The sequence below is a fragment of the Gulosibacter massiliensis genome, assembly GCF_900626105.1.
Taxonomy (GTDB): Bacteria; Actinomycetota; Actinomycetes; order Actinomycetales; family Microbacteriaceae; genus Gulosibacter; species Gulosibacter sediminis.
This window is the reverse complement of sequence record NZ_UYZX01000002.1, coordinates 97186-120880: the sequence shown is the minus strand read 5'-3', so window position 1 is coordinate 120880 and position 23695 is coordinate 97186. Positions and strand designations below refer to the sequence as shown.

The window sequence follows — 23695 nt, the reverse complement described above, 5'->3', positions numbered from 1 at the left end:
ACTAATTCGAACGCCATTCTTGCGCAGGCCGCCTGTACGGCGGCGCGCCACGAGTAGGATTGGGCGAAGATCCCCCAAACGTTGCAAGGAGATTCGATGCCCAAGATCGTCGTGCAGGTCATGCCGAAGCAGGAGCTGCTGGACCCAGCGGGCAAGGCCGTGCAGCGGTCGCTCGCCGCCGGCGGCCGCGAGCACTTCACGGATGTACGTATCGGCAAGCGCTTCGAGATCGTCACCGACCGCGAGGTCACGCCGGAGCTCATGGACGAGGTCGCGCAGATCGCCGACGACCTGCTCTCGAACGGCGTCATCGAAGACGTGATCTCGATTGAGGTCGCGAGCGACGAGGAGCTCTCGTAGTGCGCGTCGGCATCATCACCTTCCCGGGCTCGCTCGACGACCGTGACGCCGCGCGCGCGGTTGAGATCAGTGGCGGCGAGCCCGTCATGCTCTGGCACGGCGACCACGACCTGCAGGGTGTCGACGCCGTGATTCTGCCCGGCGGCTTTAGCTATGGCGACTACCTGCGCTGCGGCGCGATCGCCTCGCACTCGGCGATCATGCGCGAGGTAAAGGATGCCGCGGCCAAGGGCCTGCCCGTGCTCGGCATCTGCAACGGCTTCCAGATGCTCATGGAGGCGCACCTGCTGCCCGGCGGCCTGATCCGCAACGACCACGGCCGCTTCATCTGCCGCGACCAGGGACTGCGCGTCGAGAACATCGACACCCCGTGGACCCGCGGCTACGAGCAGAACGAAGAGATCGTCATTCCGCTCAAGAACGGCGAGGGCTCGTTCATCGCCGACGACGAGACGCTGCGCCGCATCGAAGGCGAGGGCCAGGTCGCATTCCGCTACCTCGGCGTCAACCCGAACGGCTCGATGAACGACATCGCTGGCCTGCGCAACGAGGCCGGCAATGTGGTGGGCCTCATGCCGCACCCCGAGCACGCGGTTGAGCCGGGCTACGGCCCCGACATTGCCGAGCGGATGCGCTCGGGCATCGACGGCCGCGGCATGTTCATGGGCCTCGTGCGCGAACTCGTCGGCTAGCGCCCTCCGAGGCTAGAGCCAGCCGCGGCGGGCGGCGAGCACGCCCGCCTGGAATCGGCTGTCGGCGCCGAGAATCTCGAACAACTGCGAGATGTGGCGCCGGCACGTGCGCACGCTCATCTGCAGGCGGCTCGCGAGGGCCTCGTCGGTCATGCCGATCGAGAGCCCCTCGAGAATGGCCTGCTGCGTCGCCGACAGCTTCACCGCGTCGGCCGACTCAGCCTCGTCGGGGCAGATCTCGAACGGCGTCGCATAATCCCACACCGTGTCGAACAGGCGCGCGAACACCATCGCGACGTCGGGGTCGCGGATGACGAGCGCGGCCGGGTCGTTCTTCTCCCGGTGCCGCGAGACGATCGCCTTGTTGCGGTCAAACACGAGCAGCCGCACCGGCAGCGACGGTACGGTGCGGAACTCGGCGCCGAGCTCGCCAAGCCGTTCGACCGAGCGCCGCGTCGGCACGTGGTCACGCCGGCGGTCATGCATCAGGGTGCGGCGCGAAATGCCCGCCTCGAGTAGCTCGGCGTCTTTGAGGTCGGACTCCTCTTGCAGCTCGACGGTCGAGCCGCGGCCGGGCTGCACGATGAGCACCTCCCTCGTGACGCGGCGTCAGGTGAAGGTCTCGGCGTCCTCGTAGGCGGGTGTGATGAGGCGGCGGTCGGCGAGCTCTCGCCAGGCCTCCTCGGTCTCGGTCATGCGCAGTGCGAGCGATACTGACGCCTGTTGCACGGTGGCGTCGGCCTGCGAGCTCACGTATTCGTAGAGCGTCGTGGCGTGCTTGCTCAGCATCCACGCCCCCTTCATTCGCCGCTGGTGTCGTGGCCGTAGTAGCCATTCGCCCCAGCGAGGCGGTCACCGACGGCGAGCGATACAAGCGAAGTCACGAGTCCCGGCGTCGCCGGCCGTTTGCGCACGAAGGTGACGACGACGTAGACCGTCGCGGCAACACCGACCAGCAGGCTGAGGTACGTAAGCGGAGGCACCTGGCCCGTGACGATCGCGCTAGTTGGCGCCGTCGCGAAAGCGAGGACACCGATGATGCCGACGGTGAGCTGGAGGGTTCGGTTCTGGGTGGTCGTGCGAGCTCCTGTTCTCGAGGTGGTTAGAGGTTCGCCCGGCGGCGGGGTGGCCAACAAGATCAGCTTCGAGCCGTGTCCGGATGCTGCAACGGGGTGCGATCTGGCACCCCCGCATCCCTTGCAATCACTGGGAAGTCAGCCGTTTGGATGAGCGAAAATTTCTCGTGGCAGGTAGTTCGCGTGGCAGCTTCGTGCAGCCAGATTTCGGCCGTTTTTGGTCGCGAAACGTCGGGGTGACATCATTCATTCGTCGAGAAAGAGGGAGACATGGTGGAGCAGCCGGAGCGCAGCAACAGGTCGCACTGGGCGAAGCCGAACGAGCGGCAGGAAGAGCCGGTCAGCGATGTCCTCCCCGTCGTGCCGACGACGACGATGCTGCTCACCACGGCGATCCCCGCCGCCGAACGCCGGCGCCTGCGCGCAGCCGGCAAGCGCGTACCGAAAGACCTCTTCGCGTTTCTCACGAAGCTCGACGCCCGGCTCGTGGTCGTGCTCGGCTCGCTCGCGGTCGGCATGGGCCCGCTGCTCACGAAGATGTCGGGCGAGAATGCGGCGACGACGATCTTCTTCCGCTTTAGCATCGCCCTCATTCCGCTCGCGATCTTCGCGGTGCTCGAGTGGCGCCTCAACGGCCGGATGCGCTGGAAGGGCATAGCGATGCACCTGCTCGCGGGCGTGTTCTTTGGCCTCGACGTGGGCCTGTTCATCCCGGGCGTCTACCTCGCCGGCGCGGGCATCGCCACCGTCGCGGGCAACCTGCAGGTCATCATCGTGCCGCTCATGGCGATGCTGTTCTTCCGCGAGCGCATGGCGCGCCCGTTCGTCATCGCGATTCCGTTCATGCTCGCCGGCGTCGTGCTGCTCAGCGGTGCGCTCGAGCAGGGCTCGTTCTCGGGCGAGGTGTTCTTCGGCGTCATGCTCGCGGTCGCTGGCGGCTTCGCGTATGCGGGCTACGTCATGGTGATCGCGCGGGCGCGCCCGACCGGCCACGCGTGCACGCAGGTGTTCCTGTCGACGACGGCGGCGATGGTCGTCGGCACGCTCGTCGCGGCGCCGTTCGGTGCGCCGAACTTCACGCCGCCGCTCGATCACCTGCTCGTGCTCATTGCCCTCGCACTGCTCGCGCAGGTGGTCGGCTGGATCGCGACGTCGAGCGCACTCCCCCGCGTCGACGGCACGACCGGCCCGATGCTGCTGCTCATCCAGCCGCTCGTCGCGATCGTCGGCGGCGTCGTGTTCCTCGCCGAGCAGATCACGGTGCTGCAGTGGCTCGGCATCGCGATCGTCATCGCGGCGATCGGCTTCACGACGGTCGCGAACGCGCGGCGGGCTGCCGCGAATCGATAGGCTAGACGGGTGCATCCCGCTCGCCTGCTTCGCGTCACCTCGATCATCGAGGCGTGCACGTGGGCACTGCTCATCGCGTCGATGCTCATCCGCACGCTCGGCGACGCAGAGCTCGGCGGCACGCTCATCTCGTGGGCGGGCTCGCTGCACGGCACGGCGTTTCTCGCGTATGGCTTCGCGGTGATCGTCGCGTGGGTGCACGCGCGCTGGCCGTTCCGCGTCGCGCTGCTCGGCGGGCTCGCGGCGCTGCCGCCGTTCTGCACGCTGCTGTTCGATTGGTACGTGCACCGCAAGGGCCACGTGCCGCCGTCGGTGCGCGACGAAGGCGAGGGCGCGGATGCGCGCGGCCTCGTGCGCTGGACCGCGACGCATCCCTTCACCCTCGCCTGCAGCACGCTCGCAGTGTTCGCGTTCGTGCTGACGTCGTCGCTGTCGGCTTAGCGCCTCTCATCGCCCTCTCATAGTTGCCTCACGCCCGGCTCATGACCGGGCGAAACAGTGTTGGGTATGCACACCCACCACGGGCGCCGCGCGAACGTCGTCGGCGCCGGCCCAAACGGGCTCACTGCGGCCGCCGTGCTCGCGAAAGCGGGCTGGCAGGTCGACATCTACGAGCGCGCCGACCGCCCCGGCGGCGCGGCCGCCACCACCTCGGCGCTCGGGCCCGGCACGCTCGTCGATCTCGGCGCCGCCGCGCATCCCTTCGGCGTCGCGAGCCGCGCGTTCCGCGAGCTCGAGCTCACGAACTACGGCCTCGAGTGGCAGCACTCGGGGCTCGCGCTCGCGCATCCGCTCCCCGGCGGCGACGCGGGGCTGCTCCACCACCAGCTCGGCTGGACGGCCGAAGACCTCGGCGCCGACGCGGCCGCCTGGCGCCGCCTCCACCGCCCCGCGACCGACGACATCGACGCGCTGCTCAACGAGGTGCTCCAACCGCTCGCGCACCTGCCCCGTCACCCGGTGCAGCTCGCGCGCTTCGCGCCGGCAGCGCTCGCACCTGCGTCGACGATTGCCCGCCGCGCTCTCACGACGCCGGCCGCCCGGGCGCTGTTTCTCGGCTCGGCCGCACACGCCTTCGCCCCGCTGCAGCAGCCGCTCACGGGCGCGTTCGGCGTGCTCTTCGGGGCGCTCGGCATGACGGATGGCTGGCCGGTCGCGGCCGGCGGCAGCCAGGCGATTACGGATGCGCTGCTCGCGGTCGCGCGCGCCCACGGCGCCCGCCTGCACCTCGACCACGAGGTCACCGACTTGCGCGAGCTGCCGCCCGCCGACGCGACGGTGCTCGCGCTCACCCCACGCCAGATCGCGCGGCTCGGCGGCGCGTCCGAGCTCCCCCGCGGCCTGCGGCGGTGGCGGCACGGCGCGAGCGCGTTCAAGGTCGACTACCTGCTGCGCGAGCCGATTCCGTGGACGAACCCGCGCGTCGCCGAGGCCACGACGGTGCACGTCGTCGGCACCGCCGAAGAGCTGCTGCTCGCCGAACGCGAGGTGGCGCGCGACCGCCTGCCCGAGCATCCGTTCGTGCTGCTCACGCAGCAGCAGGCGGCCGACCGCGTGCGCGCCCCGGGCGACTCGGTCGTCGTGTCGGGCTACGCGCACGTGCCGCACGGCTACGCCGAGTGGCGCGAGGACGAGGTCGTCGACCGCATCGAGCGCCAGCTCGAGCGCTTCGCGCCGGGATTCTGCGACACCGTCGTGTTCCGCCGCACCACCTCGCCCGAGCAGCTCGAGGCGTGGAACCCGAACCTCGTCGGCGGCGACATCGCCGGCGGCGCGATGACCGGCACGCAGCTGCTGCGCCGCTTCGGCGTCGGGCCGAACCCCTACCGGCTCGCGCCCGGCACCTACCTCGCCTCCGCTTCCGCCCCGCCCGGCGCCGGCGTGCACGGCATGCCGGGCTACTGGGCCGCAAAGACCCTTATCGCCGACACCCGAGAGACGTGAGCCACCCGTGAAATCGCCCGTCACCGGCCGAGATGCCCTGCCGCTGCTCGGCTACGCCGCCCTCGCCGGCGTACTGCTCGCCCCGCTGGGCCACTACCGCGGCACCCGCGCCGAGGTCGACCGGGCGAAGGTCGAGGAGGATTCGTTTCCGCTGTCGACCTACCCGATGTTCTCGGCCGACCGCCGCGGCCGGCTCTACCTGCCCCATGTCGTCGCCTTCACGGCGGCGGGCGAGCGGCGCATCCCCCACTACCGCCACTACGGGGCCGGCGGGCTGAATCAGGTGCGCAAGCAGATCGCCCGCGCGGTGCGCGCCGGCCAGGCCGCGAGCGTCGCGCAGCAGTACGCCGACTCGCTCGCCGTCGCGGGCGAGCGCGAGCTCGTGCGCGTCGAGGTCGTGCGCGCCCGCTTCGTGTTCGACCGCTACTTCGCCGGCCGCACCGCGCCGAGCTCCGAGGTGGTGCACGCCGAGTGTGCCGTCGGCGGCACGGCCGTGCGCTGCCGCGTCACCCGCAAGTCCACCGCAGTCATCGACCCCAACCAGGAGCCACTGTGATGCCCATCGTTCGTGCCATGACGCGCACGCTTCGCCCCACTACCCACGCCGTCCGGCCCGCGCTGCTGCGGCTCGGCGTCGGCGCCTTCTCGGCGGTGCACAATCTGCGTCGCCGCGCGATGTTCCGCACGCTGCACCGGCAGGGCGAGGATCGCTGGGCTCCCGTCGGCGTCGCCCAGCTCGTGAACCTCGCCGCGACCGCGGGGCTCGCCCACCGCGTCACCGGCCCACTCAATGCCGCGCTGCAGCTGTGGACCATCACCTACCGCAACTCGTGGGGCATGGTCTTTCACAACGACAACACGCTCACGATGCACCAGATGGCGCTTGGGCTCGGGCGCAGCGCCGACGCGCTCTCGGTGGATGCCCTGGTCACGCAGCGCACCCTGCTGCCGAACCGCGTGAGCCGGCACTATGGCGGCATCGCGACCGTCATGAACCTCGCGACCTGCGCCGTCTATCTCATCTCGGGCGTCGCGAAGGTGCGCAGCCCGCAGGGGTGGGCTTGGGCGAGCGGCGACACCCTGCGCGAGCAGATCGCGGCCGACGCGATTCGCAAGGAGTCGTTCGGCGGGGTGCCGCCGAAGTTCGCGGGCGAAATGTATCGCAGCAAGGGGCAGTTCGGCTTGCTCGCGATCGGCGCCCTCGTCATCGAACTCGGCGCGCCGCTCTCGCTCGTCGACCGCCGGCTCGGCGCGCTGTTTAGCGCCGGCGCCTGGGGCATGCACGTCGGAATTCGCATGATCATGGGCATCAAATTCAGCTACAACACCTCCGGCGTCGCCTACCTGCCCTACCTCACGAACATGCCCGCACTCAGCCCGCGCTAGCGCATGAGAACGCTCTCACGTGCATCCCATTTGCACATCATGCGCGAGCGATTCACTCGGAATGAATCGGCAGACACCGCCGGTCCCCTCGCTCGAAAGGCCGCCATCATGACCACCTCCGCCACCGCCCCGGCACCCATCACCGCGAGCGCTCGGCAGCCGCTGCCGGCGCGCATCCAGCCCGCCTACACCACCCGCTTCGTCGGCGCCGCCGTCGAGGCGAACCGCGACGCCTTCCACCTCGTCTCGGGCGCCGAGGTGCACCCGCAGGCCGGCGACGTTGTCGTCGCCCGCGTCACGAAGATCGGCAATCACAAGCGCATCGAGACGCCCGAGTCGCGCAAGGCGATCCTGTTCGGCGACCACATCGTCATGGTCGCCTACGGCAACCGCTACGCCGCCGACCAGTTCCTCGCCCACGTGCCCGCCGACCTCGGCCCTTGCCACCTCGTCGCCGCCGGCGGCATCGCGGGCGCGGTCGAGACCCAGCACGACCGCATCGGTGCGCCGACGCAGCTCGAGCCGCTCGGCCTGCTCGCCGACCACCACGGCGTCGTGAACCTGCGTGACTACGCGCCGTTCACGGCATCCGCCACCGACGCGCCCGAGCGCCCGCTCGACGCCCGCGGCCGCAAGCGCCCCGAGGTGATCGCGGTGCTCGGCACCTCGATGAACTCGGGCAAGTCGACCTCGATGGCGACGCTCATCAACGGCCTCACGAAGTCGGGCCTGCGCGTTACGGCGGGCAAGGCGACCGGCACCGGCGCGGGCAACGACCCGACGATCTACCGCGACGCGGGCGCCGAGACCGTGCTCGACTTCAGCGACTTCGGCTTCGGCACGACGTTCAAGCTGCCAATGCCGCAGATTCGCGCGATCACCTTCGGGCTCATCGAGCAGCTCGCGGCGGCCGACCCCGACGTCGTCGTGGTCGAGATCGCCGACGGCGTGTTTCAGGGCGAGACCTCGCAGCTGCTGCGCGACCCGGGCTTCCACGCCGCGGTCGACCACGTCGTGTTCTCGGCCGTCGACGCGCTCGGCGCCCTCGCCGGGGTGCGCGAGCTGCAGTCGGCGGGCCTGCGCGTGAGCGCCGCGACCGGCGTCATGACCTCGTCGCCGCTCGCGAGCACCGAGGCCCGTGCCGTGCTCGACCCGCTCGGCGTGCGCGTGCTCGGCACCTTCGACCTCACGGCACCCGAGGTGGCGCTGTCGCTGCTCGAGCGGGCGAAGTAGTGGCCGACTCGACGCCGAAGATGCCCGCCGTGTGGCGGGGCCGGCGCCGTGGCATGCTGCTCACCCTCGTCGGGCTCGGCGTCGCGCAGGCGGCCCTCGCGCTCGTGATGGCCTTCAGCGTGGATGCGGTGCTCGGCGGCACCGGGGATGCCTCGGCCTGGCTCGCGCTCGTCGCGCTCGTCACCTCGGTGCTGCTCATCGGCATCGCGCGCTGGGCCGAGCGGATCGTCGCCGAGTCGCTCGGACAGGACTACGTGTTCGAGCAGCGTCGCCACCTCGTCGCGGCCGCGCTCGGCAATGTCGGCAACCGCTCGCTCGGCGTCATCGTCACCCGCGCCTCGAACGACCTCAACGCGGTGCGCAACTGGATCGCGCAGGGCATCGTGCCGCTGTGCACCGGGCTCAGCCTCATCGTCGTCGTCATCGGCGTGCTCGCCGTGACGCAGCCGCTCATCGCCCTCGCGATCGCGGTGCCGATCGGCCTCATGGCGCTTGTGCTGCCGCGGCTCGCGCAGCTCGCCCACGACCGGGCCCGCGCGCTGCGCCGCCAGCGCGGCAAGATGTCGGGGCACATCGCCGACACCGCTCGCGCCGGCGAATCGGTGCGCATCGCGGGGGCCGTGCGCCGCGAGCTCAGCGCCGTCGACCGCGCCTCGGCCCGGGTGGTGGATGCGGCGCTGCACCGCGCGCAGGTCACCGGCCTCGTGCGCGCGCTCACGGTCACGACGGCGTCGCTGTGCACCGCGGCGGTCGTGCTGCTCGCGCTACTCGGGCAGATCGAGGCGGCCGCGGTCGCCTCGGCGATGACGCTGCTCGGCGTCATGGCGACGCCGATGTCCGACCTCGGCCGCGTCGTCGAATATCGCCAGAACTACCGCGCGGCCCGGCGCATCCTCGCCCCGATGCTCGCGCAGGCGCGCGACCTCACCGCCGCCGAGCGCGCCCGCGAGCGCGAGTGGCGCCGCTCGCACGGGGATGCGGGCGCGCCCGCCGGCACCGGCAAGCTCCGCATCGAGGGCGTGCGCCCCGGCGGCGTCGCGGTGCCCGAGCTGCGCGCCGAGCCGGGCGAACGCGTGCTGCTGCGCTCCGAGCATCCGCCCCTCGTGCGCCGCGTGCTCGCCGAGCTGCTCGAGGGCGACCCCGAGTCGGGCGGCACGGTGCGCATCGCCGGTTTCGACCTGCGGCTCGCGCCCGCGCGCTTTCGCCGCCACCTCGTCGGCTTCGCGTCGAGCCAGCTGCCACTCGAGCGCGGCTCGCTACGCCGGCTCATCGGCTACCGGCTGCCCGACGCGAGCGACGCCGAGATCTGGCGGGTCGTGCGCGCCGTCGGCCTCGAGCAGCGCATCCGCACCGACCCCCGCGGCCTCGACCGCAAGCTCAAGAACGACGGCGCGCCCTGGTCGAGCGGCGACGTCGCGCGGCTCAAACTCGCGCGGGCGCTGCTCGGCACGCCGCCGCTGCTCGTGCTCGAGCACCTCGACTCGGCGCTCGACGCGAGCGGGCTCGAGGCTCTGCGCGGGGTGCTGCGCGAATATCCCGGCATCGCGCTCGTCGCCTCACACCGGCCCGAAGCGCTCGGCGTGGATGTACGCGACTGGCGCCTCGACGGCACCGACCCGGCCAGCCGTGAGCGCACGGCGGCGGCCGTCGCCGCGTTCGGTCAGCCCCGCGAGGCCGACGACGCGGACGACGAGGAGTAGCCTCCGGGCCGAGTCCGCTACAACCGCCGACCGACGATCGGCGTCGCGCACCTGCGTAGTCTTCAACTCGTGATGGGTTTTGGTGCGCGACGAACGTCGATTACACGGATGCGGTGGCTGCGCGCCGCCGGCGGGTTCGCGCTGGCGGGCCTCGCGCTGACCGCCTGTTCGGGCGGCGGCGAGCGCATCGAGCCCAACGATCACTCGACCGACGCCGCGCAGCAAGTCGCGGAGGCGCCCGAGGTGGAGTCGGTCATCACCGACCTCTTCACCGCGATCGACGAGCACGACGCCGACCGGCTCGACGAGCTCGTGCCCGACTACGACGACGTCGACGTGCAGGTGCCCGACGTGGCGCCCGAGCTCGTCGAGATCGGCGAGATCACGGGCAACACGGGCCACTTCGACGGCGCCTCGGCGACCGTGCAGGTCACCTATTCGCTCGCCGGCGAGGAGGCGTCGTGGGATGCGCAGCTGCGGTACGTCTCGAGCGGCAGCGACGACCCGGCCTGGCAGCTCACGAATGCCATCGTCGAGGTCGAGACGCCGAGCAGCGGCGGCAGCGGCCCCTTCGCCGACTACGAGGTGGTGCCACAGCAGGACGGCATCGAGCTCGACGACAAGATCGACTCATTGCCGGGCGCGTACCTCTACACCGTGACGCCACCGACCGGCGCGTTTGAGGTGACCACCGACGCCGAGCAGGTGCCGGTATTCGTCGGTGACCGCGAGAACGAGACACCGCCAACGCGCGAAGAGATCGCCTCGGCCGCGAGCATCCAGCTGTCGTCCGCCGGAATCGACCTCGTCTCGGGCAAGTACGCCGACGACGTGAACATGTGCTCGGGCTGGTGCAGCGAGCCGGCGAACGACAAGTGGCAGGCGATGGTGTGGTCGCAGGCCGTCGACGGCACCGGCATCTTCACGATCACGACCGGCCCCGGCGCCTCGTCGGTCACCCCGGTCGACCGCGACAACCCGGGCGACTGGGAGTCAGCGATTACCGAGCAGGGCGACGCAGCCGCGCAGTACGCCGAGGTAAGCCCGCTCAGCATCGACTACTCGAAGGTGACCTGCTCAAGCACGTCCGCGAGCAGCTGCTCGGTGTCGCAAGCCGACGGCCTGCCCAGCACCCGCGACTCCGTGCGCCTGCTCTACCGCGTCGGCACCGACGGCTCGATCACCCTCGCGGATGTGGCAGGCAACACCTAGGCGCACCGCGGCCCGCACGCCGACTAGACTCAGGGAAGGCGAAATCGCCGCCAGCATCCGTCTGCAAGGAGCCGTCACTTGAGCATCGAGCACGTTCCCGACACCGTTGAGCACGCCGAGGCATCCCCCGAGCGCGAACAGCCGTACGAGGCACTCGGGCTCAAGGCCGACGAATACGCGCAGATTCGCGAACTGCTCGGCCGCCGCCCCACGTCGGGCGAGCTCGCCATGTACTCGGTGATGTGGTCGGAGCACTGCTCGTACAAGTCGTCGAAAAAGTACCTGCGCCAGTTCGGCCAGAAGGTGAACGACAAGATGCGTGAGCACCTACTCGTCGGCATGGGCGAGAACGCGGGCGTGCTCGACCTCGGCGACGATTGGGCGGTCACCTTCAAGGTCGAGTCGCACAACCACCCGAGCTACATCGAGCCGTTCCAGGGTGCCGCGACCGGCGTCGGCGGCATCGTGCGCGACATTATCTCAATGGGCGCGCGCCCGGTGGCAGTCATGGACGGCCTGCGCTTCGGTGCCATCGACCACCCCGACACCTCGCGCGTCGTGCACGGCGTCGTCGGCGGCATCTCGTTCTACGGCAACTGCCTCGGTCTGCCGAACATCGGCGGCGAGACCTGGTTCGACAAGACCTACCAGGTGAACCCGCTCGTCAACGCGCTCGCCGTGGGTGTGCTCAAGCGCGATGACCTCCACCTCGCGAACGCGCGCGGTGCCGGCAACAAGGTCGTGCTCTTCGGTGCGCGCACCGGCGGCGATGGCATCGGCGGAGCCTCGATTCTCGCGTCCGACACCTTCAGCGAGGGCGGCCCGACGAAGCGCCCCGCCGTGCAGGTGGGCGACCCGTTCGCCGAGAAGGTGCTCATCGAGTGCTGCCTCGAGCTGTTCGCGAGCGACTCGGTTGAAGGCATTCAAGACCTCGGCGCGGCCGGCATCTCGTGCGCCACGTCTGAGCTCGCGGCCGCGGGCGACGGCGGCATGCACATCGACCTCGACAGCGTGCTGCTGCGCGACCCGACGCTCACCGCCGAGGAGATCCTCATGAGCGAGTCGCAGGAGCGCATGATGGCGGTCGTCAAGCCCGAGAAGCTCGAGGCGTTCCTTGCCATCACGAGCAAGTGGGAGGTCGAGACCTCTGTGCTCGGCGAGGTGAACGACTCCGGTCGCCTCACGATTGACTGGCGCGGCGGCCGCATCGTCGACGTCGACCCGCGCACCGTCGCCGTCGACTCGCCCGTCTACGACCGCCCGGTTGTCTACCCGACGTGGATCGACGCGCTCCAGGCGAACAACGCCGAGGGCCTCCCCCGCCCGACATCGGGCGAAGAGCTCAAGGCACAGTTCCTGACGCTGCTCGGCTCGCCGAACGCGGCCGACCCGGCGTGGATCACCGACCAGTACGACCGCTACGTGCTCGGCAACACCGCCTTCGCCTACCCGGAGGACGCCGGCGTCGTGCGCGTCGACGAGTCGACCGGCATGGGCGTCGCCCTCGCGATGGATGCGAACGGCCGCTACGCCCAGCTCGACCCCCGTGCGGGTGCGCGACTCGCGCTCGCCGAGGCGTTCCGCAACGTCGCCGCGACCGGCGCCGCACCGATGGCCGTCTCGGACTGCCTCAACTTCGGCTCGCCCGAGAACCCCGAGGTGATGTGGCAGTTCAAGGAGGCCGTTGAGGGCCTCGCCGACGGCTGCCTCGAGCTCTCGATTCCGGTCACCGGCGGCAACGTGTCGTTCTACAACCAGACGGGCGATGTGCCCATCCACCCCACCCCCGTCGTTGCGGTGCTCGGCAAGTTCGACGACGTCGCGCGCCGCGTGCCGAACGGCTGGCAGGAAGAGGGCCACAACCTCTACCTGCTCGGCGAGACCCACACCGAGCTCTCGGGCTCGCTCTGGGCGGATGCGGTGCACGGCCACCTCGGCGGCCACCCGCCGGTCGTCGACTTCGACCGCGAGCAGGCACTCGCCGACCTCATCGACGGCGCCTCGCGCCAGGGCATCCTCGGCTCGTCGCACGACCTCTCTGAGGGCGGCCTCGCGCTCGCGCTCGCCGAGTGCGTGACGCGCTTCGGCATCGGCGCGCGCGTCGTGCTCGACGAGATCATCTCGCGCGACCACGTCGATGCCGCGACGGCGCTCTTCTCGGAGTCGACCGGCCGCGTGCTCGTGTCGGTGCCGCGCGAAGAAGACGTGAAGTTCACGTACATGTGCGAGGCGCGCGGCTTCCCCGTAATCCGCATCGGCGTCTCCGACGGCGTGGATGCGGATGCGCAGCTCGAGGTGCAGGGCCAGTTCACCGTGCCGGTCGCGAAGCTCCGCGAACTGCGCGGCGCGACGCTGCCGAAGCGCTTCGGCGAGCGCGTCGAGGCGTAGCGTTTTCCGGCGCGCAACGCGCGTCGTTTATTCTGCGCAGCATGCGTGATGGGCAGAGCGCGGCGGTGCCGTGGTGGAAGAATTTGTGGACCTGGGTGGTCGTCGCGGGCGCGGTCATTGCGATTGTCGTGCTGATTCGCGTCGCAGCGCCGACCGTTGAAGCGAAATCGGGCACGCCGGACAACGACTCCGCCGCGACCCCCGCGGCTCCCGCCTACGACGGCACCGCCCTCGCGAGCGCGAGCGAGCAGGCCGTGCTCGACGCGTACGAGGTCGACGAGTTCAGCGAGATCGAGGCGACCGACAACACGACGATCCTCATGGCGTACATCGGCTCGTGGGACTCGTTCAGCGAGGGCCGCGTCACCGTCGTGCTCAGCGAAAAGGTGCGCCCTAACGACCTCGAGGCGTTCGCAACAACCGTGCTCGAGCACGCCGACAGCGTCGCCGACCTCGACGCCGTAGTCGCCGTCGACAACGAGGGCCTCGCCATGTCCGCCAACCGCACCGAGGGGCCGTAGCAGACGCGGGGTAACCGCATCCACAGGCGATGGGCACGTTGCGCCCAGTTTCACGCGGCCCTCGCTCGGTACGGTGAGTTGAAGCGATCGGTAATCTGCCTTTGGCTTCCCAAGGGCCGAGTTGCGGCCCGCGACGAAAACAGGTACCGATCATCTCTCCCACCGCCACGCCCGTTGTTAGCGGGCTCGGTCCGCTGCGCACGACCAAGCGCGCCGACACCACCGACTTCCCGCCCATCGCGAAGGCCTACACCGAGGTTTCGGCCGTGGTGCGCGAGACCGGATTGCTGCGCCGCACGCCCTGGTTCTACGGCCTCGTCGGCCTCGCGATCGTGCTCGCGCTCGGCGGCGCGGTGACCGGGTTCATCCTGCTCGGCCCGAGCTGGTTCCAGCTGCTCATCGCCGCGGCGCTCGGCATCATCTTCACGCAGGTCGCGTTCCTCGCCCACGAGGCGGCGCACCGGCAGATCCTCGAGTCGGGCCCCTCGAACAAGCGGCTCGGGCGCATCCTCGCCTGCAGCGTCGGCATGAGCTACGCGTGGTGGGACTCGAAGCACACCCGCCACCATGCGAACCCGAACCGCATGCGCAAAGACCCCGACATCGAGGTCGACACCATCTCGTTCCTCGAAGAGGATGCGGTCGAGGCCCGCGGGCTCCGGCGGGCCATCACGAAGCGCCAGGGCTGGTTCTTCTTCCCGCTGCTCACGCTCGAGGGGTTCAACCTGCACCTCCACAGCTTCAAGCACCTCTTCCAGCGCGGCCCGGTCAACGGCCGCTGGACCGAGCTCGGCATCATCTTCGCGCGCTTCGTGCTGCTGCTCACCCCGATCTTCCTGTTCCTGCCCGTCGGCATGGCGTTCGCGTTCCTCGGCGTGCTCTACGCCGTGTTCGGCGTCTACATGGGCGCGTCGTTTGCCCCGAACCACAAGGGCATGCCGGTCATCGCCGAGAGCGCGAAGCTCGACTTCTTCAGCAAGCAGGTGCGCACCTCGCGCAACATCCGCGGCGGCTGGTGGGCCACCTGGCTCATGGGCGGGCTCAACTACCAGGTCGAGCACCACCTGTTCCCGAGCATGCCGCGGCCGCACCTCGCGAAGGCCCGCGAGATCGTGCGCCAGCACTGCAAGACCCTCGGCGTGCCCTACACCGAGACCTCGCTCTGGCGCTCGTACGCAATCGTGATCGAGTACCTCAACCGGGTGGGGCTCGCGGCGCGCGACCCCTTCGACTGCCCGGCCGCGCAGCAGTTCCGGCGGGTCTAGGCAGGGTTCAACCCCCGCTGAGTTTGACTGCCCGAACTCGAAACTTTGGTACGGTTCATGCGTGTCGAACGCGCCGCTCTCGCCGAGCAACCTCAGCTACCTCAAGGCCGTCTGGGCCCTCGGCGAGTGGTCGCATGAACCGGTGACGGCGACGATGATCGCGGCCCGTGTCGGCGTGCGCACGTCGACGGCGTCGGATGCGATCAAGAAGCTCTCGGAGCGCGGTCTGCTCGACCACGCGCCCTACGGTGCTGTGACGCTGACCGAGGAGGGCACCGTGCACGCGGTGCAGACAGTCCGCCGCCACCGACTCATTGAAACCTTCCTGGTCGAGGCCCTCGGCTACCGCTGGGATCAGGTCCACGACGAGGCCGAGCGGCTCGAGAACGAGGTCTCGGACTTCATGATCGAGCGCATCGACGCCTCACTCGGCAACCCGCGGCGCGACCCGCACGGCGACCCCATCCCGGGCCCCGACGGCACCGTCGACAGACCCGAGGCGACCCCGCTGAGCGAGGCGAAGCCCGGGCAGTCGCTGCTCGTCGAGCGCGTCTCCGACAGCGACCCAGCACTGCTCGAATACCTCGCCGAGCAGGGCGTCATCTACGGCGCTGAGCTCGAGGTGCAGGGCTCGGCCCCGTTCACCGACGCGGTCAGCCTCACGGTGCAGCCCACCGGCGCGAGCCTGTCGATCAGCTCGACGGCCGCACACGAAGTCTGGGTGAGCGAGCGCGCGTAACGCGCCCTACTGCATCCCAAACTGCAGCACGATCAGGCCGATGTTGAGCACGATGATCGCCGCGGTGATGATCCAGGCGAGCGCCGTCGTCCACCACGCGTTGACCGCCTCGCCCATGACCGACTTGCGCGCGGTGAGCCAGACGAGCGGCACGAGCGCGAACGGGATGCCGAACGAGAGGATGACCTGGCTCCAGACGAGTGCCTGGGTCGGGTCGATGCCGATCGCGAGCACGATGATCGCGGGGATGATCGTGATGAGCCGGCGCGTGAGCAGCCGCATGCCTCGGTTGAGCAGGCCGCCCATGATGTCGCTGCCGGCGTAGGCGCCGACCGCGGTCGAGGCGATGCCCGAGGCGAGCAGGCCGATCGCGAACATCCAGGCCGCCGTCGTGCCGAGCGCGTGCTCGAGCGCGGCGTGCGCGCCACCGAGCGTATCGGTGCCCTCGACCCCCGGCAGCACGGTCGCTGCGACAAGCAACATCGCGAGGTTCACCGTGCCGGCGATCGTGAGCGCGATCGTGACGTCAACGCGGGTCGCGCGGATGAGCGTGCGTAGCGGCTTCTTCGTGTCCGCACCGAATCGGTCGCGGGCGAGCGAGGAGTGCGCGTAGATCGCGTGGGGCATGACGGTTGCACCGAGGATGCTCGCGGCGAGCAGCACCGAGTCGGCGCCTTCGAAGCGAGGCACCATGCCGCCGAGCACGTCGCCTACGGCGGGCGGCGCGAGCCAGAGGCTCCAGCAGAAACCGATCGCGATAACCAGTACGAGGCCGATGATGACGAACTCAAATGTCTTCGCGCCGCGGCGTGACTGAATGAGCAGCAGCACGGTCGAGACGACGCCGGTGATGATCGCGCCGACGACGAGGGGAATGTCGAACATGATCCAGAGCGCGACGGCGCCGCCGATGACCTCGGCGAGGTCGGTCGCGATCGCGACGAACTGCGCCTGCAGACCGTAAAGGATGCGCCCGGCACGATTCGAGATGCGGCGGCCGAGCAGCTCGGCGAGGCTCGCGTGCGTCGCGAGGCCGAGCTTCGCCGAGAGGTACTGCACGAGCCAGGCCGCGACGTTCGCCGCGACGAGCACCCAGACGAGCAGGTAACCGAACTGCGCGCCGGCCGACATGTTGACGGCGACGTTGCCCGGGTCGAGATACGCGACGCCGGCCACGAGCGCGGGGCCGAGCAACCATGCCGGCTTCGCCTTCGTTGCTCGCTGCGTGCCGGTCGTACTCGCCATCGTGTCGTCCACCTTTTCGCCATTTGCGACAAAACTTCGTCGCGCCGAACTTTTGAAAACAGTAGCACCGAATATTTATCGCGCGTGACGCTGCCCCTTGCATCTCACTCCCGCATTCTGCGTCGGCGCGGCCGGGCTGCTCGCGGTGGCGACAGCCCTCGCCGCGCGCCGCTTGCAGATCCCGGCTCCCCGCTGGCCGAGGCACGGCGACGCAAGCTAGGACGCGACGCGAGCCGAGTCGGAAACCTTTCCCGGGCATCCAGATGGTTGCCGATGCCACTCGCGCCGTTGTAGGCTAACGTCACCGGAAAGCGTTTACCCATCGCCTCTCAGATCTCTTACAACGATGTAAGGAGTGCACATGACAAGTGCAACCACTGCAACTCCGGTGATCGACTCACCAGACGCGCCCAAGCCCAAGGCTCGGCGCAGGGCGAAGTCGGGCTGGCTCCAGCAAACGAGCGGCTACGTCTACCCGACCATCTTCCTCGTCATCGCATTCATCGCGTGGTGGATCGTGACCGAGGCGGGCCTGGTCGCCCCGTACATCCTGCCCTCGCCGGCCGACACCCTCGCGGCGTTCACCGACAACACGGCCTACATGTGGCAGCACACCTGGGTGACCCCGACCGAGACCCTCATCGGCTTCGCCCTCTCGGTCGTCTTCGGTGTGCTCGTGGCCGTCGTGATGGTCTACTCGCGCACCCTCGAGCGCACCTTCTACCCGCTCATCCTGTTCGCCCAGGTGATCCCGAAGATCGCGATCGCGCCGCTGTTCATCGTGTGGATGGGCTTCGGCCCCGAGCCGAAGATCCTCGTGGCCGTGTTGATGGCCTTCTTCCCGATCGTCATCTCGGGCATCAGCGGCCTGCGCACGATCGACCCCGAGATCCTCGAGCTCACGAGCACGATGGGCGCCTCGTGCCTCAAGACCTTCGTCAAGGTGCGCTTTCCCGCCGCGCTGCCCGAGTTGCTCTCGGGCATGAAGGTCGCCGCGACCCTTGCCGTGACCGGTGCGGTCGTCGGTGAGTTCGTCGGCGCGAACGAGGGCCTCGGCTACGTGATCCTCCAGGCCAACGGCAACGTCGACACCGCGATGCTCTTCGCAGCGCTGTTCATCATGTCGCTGCTCGGCATCCTGCTCTTCGCCGTCATCATCGTCGCCGAGCGCTTCCTCGTGCCCTGGCACTCGTCCCACCGCAACCTCGAGCAGTAACCCCACCCACGATCACATTCAACGACGAATTCGATCCTCACCAACCCGAGAGGCACTCCATGTTGAAGAAGAAGTCCACCCGAATGGCCCTCACGGCGGCCGCCACCGGCGCGGCCCTGCTGCTCAGCGCCTGCTCCGGCGGCGCGGGGAACGACGCCGGCCGCGGGCCAGGGCCAGGTCGACTTCGGCTGGGCCGACACCCCCGCGGTGCTCTCGAACATCGACAAGGGCGTCAAGGTGCACAGCGTCGGCGTGTTCCTGCAGACCACTCCCTCGGCCGTGCAGGTCTTCACCGACTCGGGCATCACCAAGCCCGAAGACCTCAAGGGCACGACCATCGCCGTATCGGCCGGTGACGCACCGACCACGACGTTCCCGATGTACCTCGAGGCTGCTGGCCTGCAGGAGAGCGACGTCACCCAGCAGAACCTGGATGCGGCCGGCAAGATGGCCGCCATGATCAACGGCCAGGTCGACGGCCTCATCGGCTTCGCCCACGACCAGGGTCCGACCATCGCCGCTGAGAGCGGTAAGGACGTCACCTACCTGCGCTACTCCGACGTCGGCCTCAACTTCTACAGCAACGGCCTCATCGCCAGCGACTCGATGATCAGCGACAACCCCGAGCTCGTCTCGGCGATGGTCGCCGCGACCTCCGAGTCGTTCCAGGCCGCGATCGACGACCCCGAGGGCGCGGTTGCCGCGATGGACGGCAAGGACCCGCAGATGCCCGACGCCGAGGTGCTCGCCGAGCAATGGGCTGGCACCATTGAACTGCTGCAGTCGCCGACCGACGGCGAAGTCACCCCCGGCGTGAACTCGACCACCGACTGGGAGAACACCATCTCGGTGCTCGCCGAGGCGGGCCTCATCGACGAGGCGAAGCCGGTTGACACCTACTTCAACGCCGACTTCCAGCCGGGCGGTGCGGAATGACCCTAATGGCAGTTAGAGAGGATGTGGGGACTCGCATGGGATCTCGCAAGGACGTGCCGCTCGATGTCGACAACGTCGGCATCCGGTTCGAGACGAAGCGCCGCCAGGTGCAGGCCCTCGAGCACGTGGACCTCAACGTCAGCCGTGGCGAGTTCATCTCGATTGTGGGCCCCTCGGGCTGCGGCAAGTCGACGCTGCTGCGCGCCGTCGCCGGCCTGACCCTGCCCACCGAGGGCACGATCGAGCTGCGCGGCTCCAAGGTCACGAAGCCCCGGCAGGACGTCGGTTTCGTGTTCCAGCGACCGGCGCTGCTGCCCTGGCGCGATGTGCGCGGCAACATCATGCTGCAGGCCGAGATGCGCAATCTCGACAAACGCGCCGCGACCCAGCGCTGCGATGAGCTGCTCGAACTCACGAGCCTCACCGACTTCGCGAAGGCACTCCCCCACGAGCTGTCGGGCGGCATGCAGCAGCGCGTCTCGCTCTGCCGCGCGCTGCTCCACGACCCCGACGTGCTGCTCATGGATGAGCCGTTCGGAGCCCTGGATGCGCTCACCCGCGAGCACCTCAACGTCGAGTTCCAGCACGTCTGGGCTGAGACCGGCAAGACCGTGTTGCTGGTGACGCACTCGGTGCCCGAGGCCGTCTACCTCGCGAGCCGCGTCGTCGTGATGGGGCCCCGCCCGGGGCGCATCATCGAGGAGTTCGAGGTCGACCTGCCGCACGAGCGCGAGTACGAGCCCACGCTCGAAGACCCGCGCTTTCACGCGGTCGCCGGCCGCGTGCGCGAGCTGCTCGGCAGCCCGATGGGCGGCGACTAGGCGGTCGTTCACTGATAAGCACGGCGTGGGCCCCGCATCCTGAATTGGATGCGGGGCCCACGCCGTTCTGCCGGTTCGGCGGATGCGGTGGGCTGCGCCGCGCCCTCGCGTCCGCCCATCCGCCACTTGCGTGCCAGGTTCTGTGCGCTGTCATTAGCGTGATGACTAGTCATGTGCCGTCTACCGCTGATCAGTCGCCGCGAGACGAGACTTCGCCGCGCGCGCACAACGAAGTGGCGGCCTCCCCGCGTTGGGGAGGCCGCCACTTCTTGCCGCTGCGTTGGCTACGCCGGCACGACCTCGGCGAGGTGCACGCCGACTGCGGCGTTGAACTTGGTCCAGGTCGCTTCGAGCGCCTCGGTGTACGGGGTGTCCCAGAGCTCACCGTTAAACACCTCGACCTCGACGTCGCCCGTGTAGCCAGCGGCGTTGACCGTCTCGGTGAGCGAGGCGAAGTCTATGACGCCGTCGCCGGTCAGGTGGCGACTCAGCAGCACGTCCGCGGGCAGCGGCGTCTTCCAGTCGCACACCTGGTAGGTCGCTATCTGGCCGGCCGCGCCGGCGCGCGCGACCTGCGCCGCAACATCCGGGTCCCACCACACGTGGAACGAGTCGACGAACGCGCCGACCGCCGGGCTGCCGATCGCATCGGCGATGTCGAGCGCCTGGCCGAGCGTCGAGAGCACGCAGCGGTCCGACGCGAACATCGGATGCAGCGCCTCGAGCGCGAGCGTCACGCCGGCGGCCTCGGCCTCGGGCGCGAGCGCCGCGATGCCCTCGGCGAAGCGAGCCCGCGCATCCGCGATGGTGCCGCCCTCGGGAATCCCGCCGGCCACCACGACGAGCACCGCGGCCGAGCCGGGCGCGCCCGCGGCGGCGAGCGTCGCCGTCTCCTCGATCGCACGCCGGTTCTCGTCGAGCGAGACGCGCCAGGCGGCGTCATTCGGGTCGGTGAGGAAGCCCGATCGGCAGTGGCTTGAGAAGCGCAGCCCCGAGTCAGCGAGCAGCTTCGCCGACTCGGCGAGGCCCACCTCGTTCACGGGTTCGCGCCAAAGCCCGATGCTCTGCACGCCCTGCGCGACGCAGAGGTCGAGTGCCTCGCGCAGGTTCGCGTACTTGATCGTCGCCTGGTTCAGCGAGAAGCGGGCGTGCGGGGCGGTCATGCGCGCACCTCCCCCGCGTCGACGCCATCGAGCCGCAGCATCGCGTGCCAGCGCTCGGCCGCGAGCTCGGGGCGCTCGAGCGCACCCGAGGCGTTCGCGAGCTCGACGATGCGCGAGAGGTGCGGCAGGCTGCGCGCCGAGTGCAGGCCGCCGACCATCTTGAAGGCGGGCTGGTGGCCGTTCAACCAGCTCATGAACGCGACGCCGGTCTTGTAATAGCAGGTCGGCGCGGCGAACACCTGGCGCGAGAGCTCCTGCGTGGGTTCGAGGATGCGCGTGAAGCTCTCGACGTCGCCCGCGTCGAGCGCCTGCACGGCCGCCGAGGCGTTCGGCGCGAGCACGCTGAACGCGCCGAGCAGCGCATCCGAATACTCGCCCGACTCGTCGGCACGGATGAGCTCGACGTAGTTGAAGTCGTCGCCCGTGAACATCGTGACGCCCTCGGGCAGCTGCCCCCGCACGTACCGCTCGGCATCGGCGTCGAGAAGGCTCATCTTGATGCCGGCGATCTTCGCGGCGTGGCTGTCGACGATCTCGAGTAGGTAGTCGGCGGCGGTGCGCCAGTCGCTGTACCCGAAGTAGCCCGCGAGCTGTGGGTCGAACGCGGTGCCGAGCCAGTGGATGATCACCTTGCTCGACGCCTCGCGCAGCACGTGGTCGTAGACGCGCAGGTAGTCGGCAGCCGACGTCGCCGCGCGGGCGAGGTGCCGGCTCGACATGAGCACGGGCGTGACGCCCTGCTCCTGCGCGAACGCGAGCTGCTCGAGGTAGGCCGTCTCGATCTCCTGCAGCGAGAGCTGCTCCTCGGTGCGGCCGTCGGTGTTCACGCCGACGGCGACCCGGCCGCCCGCCTCACGCGCGCACTCCGCCGACTTCGCGATGAGCTCGCGGGTCGCGGCCGCGTCGAGACCCATGTTGCGCTGGGCGGTGTCCATCGCATCCGCGACGTCGAGGCCCCACGAGAAGATCTGGCGCCGGTAGTCGAGCGTCGCATCCCAGTCGATGTCGGCCGGTGCGCCGGGCACGTTCTCGGCGTGCGCCTTCGGAATCACGTGCGCCGCCGCGTAGAGCGTGCGCGAGCGCAGCGGGCCGGTCGGCTTCGCGAACGCCGGGGCCGCGAGCAACTCGGTGGCGCGGGTCGTGCCGTCGGCGTCGAGCAGCTGCAGCGTGATGTCGGTGGATGCGCGGCTCGAGTCGAACGTCTGCGTCGCGGTCATCAGGCATCCACCTGCTCTGCGGCGCGGTCGACGGCGTTGCCGAGCGCGAACTCCTGCAGGCTCACGCGACGACCCTGCGCATCCGACTCGAGGGCGGCCTCGGCGAGCAGCATGCCCGCGGCGCCCGAGCGGAAGTCGTAGTGGTGCTCGCCGTCGCCGACGACGTAGCGGAGGAACTCGACCCACTGCAGCTTGAAGCCGTTCTCGATGGCGTCGTTCTGCGGCACCTCGACCCAGTTCGACTGGTAGTCGTTCGCGTCGGGCAAATCGGGGTTCCACGTCGGCTTCGGCGTCGCGTTGCGCGGCTGCACCTTCGCGCCGAAGAGGCCGACGACGGCGCTGCCATGCGTGCCGTCGACGTGCAGCTCGACGAGCTCGTCGCGGTTCACACGCACCGTCCAGCTCGAGTTGAACTGCACGATGGGGCCGTCCTCGAGGTCGAAGATCGCGTAGGCGGCATCATCGGCGGTGGCGGTGTAGGCCTCGCCGCGCTCGTCGACGCGGGTGGGGATGTGCGTGCGCTTCTCGGTGTAGACCGAGGAGATCTTGCCGAAGAGGTTCTCGATGACGTAGTTCCAGTGCGGGAACATGTCGACGATGATGCCGCCGCCGTCTTCGCTGCGGTAGTTCCAGCTCGGGCGCTGGGCGGGCTGCCAGTCGCCCTCGAACACCCAGTAGCCGAATTCGCCGCGCACCGAGAGGATCTCGCCGAAGAAGCCGCTGTCGATGAGGCGCTTGAGCTTGAGCAGGCCGGGCAGGTAGAGCTTGTCGTGCACGACGCCGTTCTTGATGCCCGCGGCCTCGGCCTCGTCAGCGAGGGCGACGGCCTCGGCGTAGCTCTCGGCGGTGGGCTTTTCGGTGTAGATCGCCTTGCCGGCCGCGATCGCCTTGCGGATCGCGGGCACGCGCAGCTGCGTGACGAGCGCGTCGAAGTAGATAGGGAAGTCGGGGTCGGCGAGCGCCTCGTCGAGGTCGGTCGTGTACTTCTCGACGCCGTGCTTCTCGGCGACCTCGCGCAGCTTCTCTTCATTGCGGGCCACGAGGTAGAGCTCGATCGGCTGGCGCGAGCCGTCAGAAAGCGGGAAGCCGCCTTCGTCGCGCAGCGCGAGCAGCGAACGAACGAGGTGCTGGCGGTAGCCCATGCGGCCGGTCGCACCGTTGACGATGATGCCAATCGTGTTCTGAGTCATGTCGGTCCTCTCATGCGAGACCTCGTCGTTGAGGTTGTGGC

23 protein-coding genes and 1 pseudogene are annotated in these 23695 nt (G+C 69.5%); 17 read left to right on the top strand and 7 right to left on the bottom strand.

Annotated elements, in window-relative coordinates; genetic code table 11:
* Positions 1 to 96 precede the first annotated feature (96 nt).
* Positions 97 to 360, top strand: a complete 264-nt coding sequence (gene purS, locus EJL01_RS10360; protein ID WP_125107579.1) for a phosphoribosylformylglycinamidine synthase subunit PurS — start codon at positions 97 to 99, stop codon at positions 358 to 360.
* Complete coding sequence (gene purQ, locus EJL01_RS10355) at positions 360 to 1052, top strand: phosphoribosylformylglycinamidine synthase subunit PurQ (protein WP_125107578.1); 693 nt, start codon at positions 360 to 362, stop codon at positions 1050 to 1052. The genes purS and purQ overlap by 1 nt, the downstream gene beginning before the upstream one ends.
* A 12-nt stretch (positions 1053 to 1064) precedes the next feature.
* Here the strand turns inward: purQ and EJL01_RS10350 are convergent, their stop codons facing one another.
* The 3 genes from EJL01_RS10350 to EJL01_RS10340 are packed head-to-tail and all read right to left on the bottom strand — an operon-like array spanning position 1065 to position 2185.
* Positions 1065 to 1643: a helix-turn-helix transcriptional regulator gene (locus EJL01_RS10350; protein ID WP_125107577.1), complete on the bottom strand. Its 579-nt coding sequence runs from the start codon at positions 1641 to 1643 to the stop codon at positions 1065 to 1067.
* Between the two features lie 18 nt (positions 1644 to 1661).
* On the bottom strand, positions 1662 to 1841 hold the full coding sequence (locus EJL01_RS10345) for a hypothetical protein (RefSeq protein ID WP_125107576.1): 180 nt from the start codon (positions 1839 to 1841) through the stop codon (positions 1662 to 1664).
* A gap of 11 nt (positions 1842 to 1852) precedes the next feature.
* Positions 1853 to 2185, bottom strand: coding sequence for a hypothetical protein (locus EJL01_RS10340; RefSeq protein ID WP_125107575.1), 333 nt, complete (start codon positions 2183 to 2185; stop codon positions 1853 to 1855).
* Between the two features lie 213 nt (positions 2186 to 2398).
* Here EJL01_RS10340 and EJL01_RS10335 point away from each other — a divergent pair, with 213 nt between their 5' ends.
* The 12 genes from EJL01_RS10335 (at position 2399) to EJL01_RS10280 (ending at position 15866) form a co-directional block, all read left to right on the top strand.
* Positions 2399 to 3478: a DMT family transporter gene (locus EJL01_RS10335; RefSeq protein WP_125107574.1), complete on the top strand. Its 1080-nt coding sequence runs from the start codon at positions 2399 to 2401 to the stop codon at positions 3476 to 3478.
* Positions 3479 to 3487: 9 nt separating this feature from the next.
* Positions 3488 to 3919 carry a DUF3817 domain-containing protein gene (locus EJL01_RS10330; protein ID WP_125107573.1) on the top strand — a complete coding sequence of 144 codons (432 nt, stop codon included), beginning with the start codon at positions 3488 to 3490 and terminating at the stop codon, positions 3917 to 3919.
* A gap of 66 nt (positions 3920 to 3985) precedes the next feature.
* Positions 3986 to 5422, top strand: coding sequence for a phytoene desaturase family protein (locus EJL01_RS10325; RefSeq protein WP_125107572.1), 1437 nt, complete (start codon positions 3986 to 3988; stop codon positions 5420 to 5422).
* Between the two features lie 7 nt (positions 5423 to 5429).
* On the top strand, positions 5430 to 5978 hold the full coding sequence (locus EJL01_RS10320; RefSeq protein ID WP_125107571.1) for a hypothetical protein: 549 nt from the start codon (positions 5430 to 5432) through the stop codon (positions 5976 to 5978).
* Entirely contained in the window at positions 5978 to 6808 is an 831-nt protein-coding gene (locus EJL01_RS10315) for an HTTM domain-containing protein (RefSeq protein ID WP_125107570.1), read from the top strand. The genes EJL01_RS10320 and EJL01_RS10315 overlap by 1 nt, the downstream gene beginning before the upstream one ends.
* A gap of 108 nt (positions 6809 to 6916) precedes the next feature.
* Positions 6917 to 8041: a P-loop NTPase family protein gene (locus EJL01_RS10310; protein ID WP_125107569.1), complete on the top strand. Its 1125-nt coding sequence runs from the start codon at positions 6917 to 6919 to the stop codon at positions 8039 to 8041.
* The gene (locus tag EJL01_RS10305; RefSeq protein WP_241209202.1) at positions 8041 to 9741 is read left to right on the top strand and encodes an ABC transporter transmembrane domain-containing protein; all 1701 of its coding nucleotides are present in this window, start codon (positions 8041 to 8043) and stop codon (positions 9739 to 9741) included. Before EJL01_RS10310 ends, EJL01_RS10305 begins: the two co-directional genes overlap by 1 nt.
* 108 nt (positions 9742 to 9849) lie before the next feature.
* Positions 9850 to 10953, top strand: a complete 1104-nt coding sequence (locus tag EJL01_RS10300) for a hypothetical protein (protein ID WP_125107568.1) — start codon at positions 9850 to 9852, stop codon at positions 10951 to 10953.
* A 78-nt stretch (positions 10954 to 11031) separates the two neighbouring features.
* Complete coding sequence (purL, locus tag EJL01_RS10295) at positions 11032 to 13341, top strand: phosphoribosylformylglycinamidine synthase subunit PurL (protein ID WP_125107567.1); 2310 nt, start codon at positions 11032 to 11034, stop codon at positions 13339 to 13341.
* Positions 13342 to 13382: 41 nt separating this feature from the next.
* Positions 13383 to 13862, top strand: a complete 480-nt coding sequence (locus EJL01_RS10290) for a hypothetical protein (protein WP_125107566.1) — start codon at positions 13383 to 13385, stop codon at positions 13860 to 13862.
* 149 nt (positions 13863 to 14011) lie between these two features.
* Positions 14012 to 15127, top strand: coding sequence for a fatty acid desaturase family protein (locus EJL01_RS10285; protein WP_413229352.1), 1116 nt, complete (start codon positions 14012 to 14014; stop codon positions 15125 to 15127).
* Positions 15128 to 15188: 61 nt separating this feature from the next.
* A complete protein-coding gene (locus EJL01_RS10280) occupies positions 15189 to 15866 on the top strand; it encodes a metal-dependent transcriptional regulator (protein ID WP_125107564.1) in 678 nt (225 codons plus the stop codon).
* A 6-nt stretch (positions 15867 to 15872) separates the two neighbouring features.
* On the opposite strand, the gene EJL01_RS10275 is transcribed toward EJL01_RS10280, so the two are convergent.
* Positions 15873 to 17111, bottom strand: coding sequence for an Nramp family divalent metal transporter (locus EJL01_RS10275; RefSeq protein WP_125107563.1), 1239 nt, complete (start codon positions 17109 to 17111; stop codon positions 15873 to 15875).
* Between the two features lie 361 nt (positions 17112 to 17472).
* Between EJL01_RS10275 and EJL01_RS10270 the strand changes: the two genes are divergently transcribed.
* From EJL01_RS10270 to EJL01_RS10260, 3 genes and pseudogenes are all read left to right on the top strand, one after another.
* On the top strand, positions 17473 to 18327 hold the full coding sequence (locus tag EJL01_RS10270) for an ABC transporter permease (RefSeq protein ID WP_241209201.1): 855 nt from the start codon (positions 17473 to 17475) through the stop codon (positions 18325 to 18327).
* Positions 18328 to 18486: 159 nt separating this feature from the next.
* Positions 18487 to 19263: pseudogene (locus tag EJL01_RS10265) on the top strand (ABC transporter substrate-binding protein); the annotation flags it as partial.
* 35 nt (positions 19264 to 19298) lie between these two features.
* Positions 19299 to 20084 (top strand): ABC transporter ATP-binding protein, encoded by a 786-nt coding sequence (locus EJL01_RS10260; RefSeq protein WP_125107562.1) that lies wholly within the window; start codon positions 19299 to 19301, stop codon positions 20082 to 20084.
* Positions 20085 to 20368: 284 nt separating this feature from the next.
* On the opposite strand, the gene EJL01_RS10255 is transcribed toward EJL01_RS10260, so the two are convergent.
* Genes EJL01_RS10255 through EJL01_RS10245 form a run of 3 tightly spaced genes read right to left on the bottom strand, consistent with a single transcriptional unit; the run spans position 20369 to position 23654 of the window.
* On the bottom strand, positions 20369 to 21247 hold the full coding sequence (locus tag EJL01_RS10255; RefSeq protein WP_125107561.1) for a sugar phosphate isomerase/epimerase family protein: 879 nt from the start codon (positions 21245 to 21247) through the stop codon (positions 20369 to 20371).
* A complete protein-coding gene (locus EJL01_RS10250; RefSeq protein ID WP_125107560.1) occupies positions 21244 to 22464 on the bottom strand; it encodes a dihydrodipicolinate synthase family protein in 1221 nt (406 codons plus the stop codon). The genes EJL01_RS10255 and EJL01_RS10250 overlap by 4 nt, the downstream gene beginning before the upstream one ends.
* Positions 22464 to 23654: a Gfo/Idh/MocA family protein gene (locus EJL01_RS10245; protein WP_125107559.1), complete on the bottom strand. Its 1191-nt coding sequence runs from the start codon at positions 23652 to 23654 to the stop codon at positions 22464 to 22466. The genes EJL01_RS10250 and EJL01_RS10245 overlap by 1 nt, the downstream gene beginning before the upstream one ends.
* Between the last annotated feature and the right edge of the window lie 41 nt (positions 23655 to 23695).

Excerpts from the sequence above, each read along its gene's own strand:
- EJL01_RS10270 (WP_241209201.1), top strand. The coding sequence starts at position 17,473 with ATGACAAGTGCAACCACTGCAACTCCGGTGATCGACTCACCAGACGCG.
- EJL01_RS10255 (WP_125107561.1), bottom strand. The coding sequence starts at position 21,247 with ATGACCGCCCCGCACGCCCGCTTCTCGCTGAACCAGGCGACGATCAAG.
- EJL01_RS10345 (WP_125107576.1), bottom strand. The coding sequence starts at position 1,841 with ATGCTGAGCAAGCACGCCACGACGCTCTACGAATACGTGAGCTCGCAG.
- EJL01_RS10250 (WP_125107560.1), bottom strand. The coding sequence starts at position 22,464 with ATGACCGCGACGCAGACGTTCGACTCGAGCCGCGCATCCACCGACATC.
- EJL01_RS10335 (WP_125107574.1), top strand. The coding sequence starts at position 2,399 with ATGGTGGAGCAGCCGGAGCGCAGCAACAGGTCGCACTGGGCGAAGCCG.
- purS (WP_125107579.1), top strand. The coding sequence starts at position 97 with ATGCCCAAGATCGTCGTGCAGGTCATGCCGAAGCAGGAGCTGCTGGAC.
- EJL01_RS10325 (WP_125107572.1), top strand. The coding sequence starts at position 3,986 with ATGCACACCCACCACGGGCGCCGCGCGAACGTCGTCGGCGCCGGCCCA.
- EJL01_RS10290 (WP_125107566.1), top strand. The coding sequence starts at position 13,383 with ATGCGTGATGGGCAGAGCGCGGCGGTGCCGTGGTGGAAGAATTTGTGG.
- EJL01_RS10310 (WP_125107569.1), top strand. The coding sequence starts at position 6,917 with ATGACCACCTCCGCCACCGCCCCGGCACCCATCACCGCGAGCGCTCGG.
- EJL01_RS10260 (WP_125107562.1), top strand. The coding sequence starts at position 19,299 with ATGGGATCTCGCAAGGACGTGCCGCTCGATGTCGACAACGTCGGCATC.
- EJL01_RS10275 (WP_125107563.1), bottom strand. The coding sequence starts at position 17,111 with ATGGCGAGTACGACCGGCACGCAGCGAGCAACGAAGGCGAAGCCGGCA.
- EJL01_RS10315 (WP_125107570.1), top strand. The coding sequence starts at position 5,978 with ATGCCCATCGTTCGTGCCATGACGCGCACGCTTCGCCCCACTACCCAC.
- EJL01_RS10300 (WP_125107568.1), top strand. The coding sequence starts at position 9,850 with ATGCGGTGGCTGCGCGCCGCCGGCGGGTTCGCGCTGGCGGGCCTCGCG.
- EJL01_RS10245 (WP_125107559.1), bottom strand. The coding sequence starts at position 23,654 with ATGACTCAGAACACGATTGGCATCATCGTCAACGGTGCGACCGGCCGC.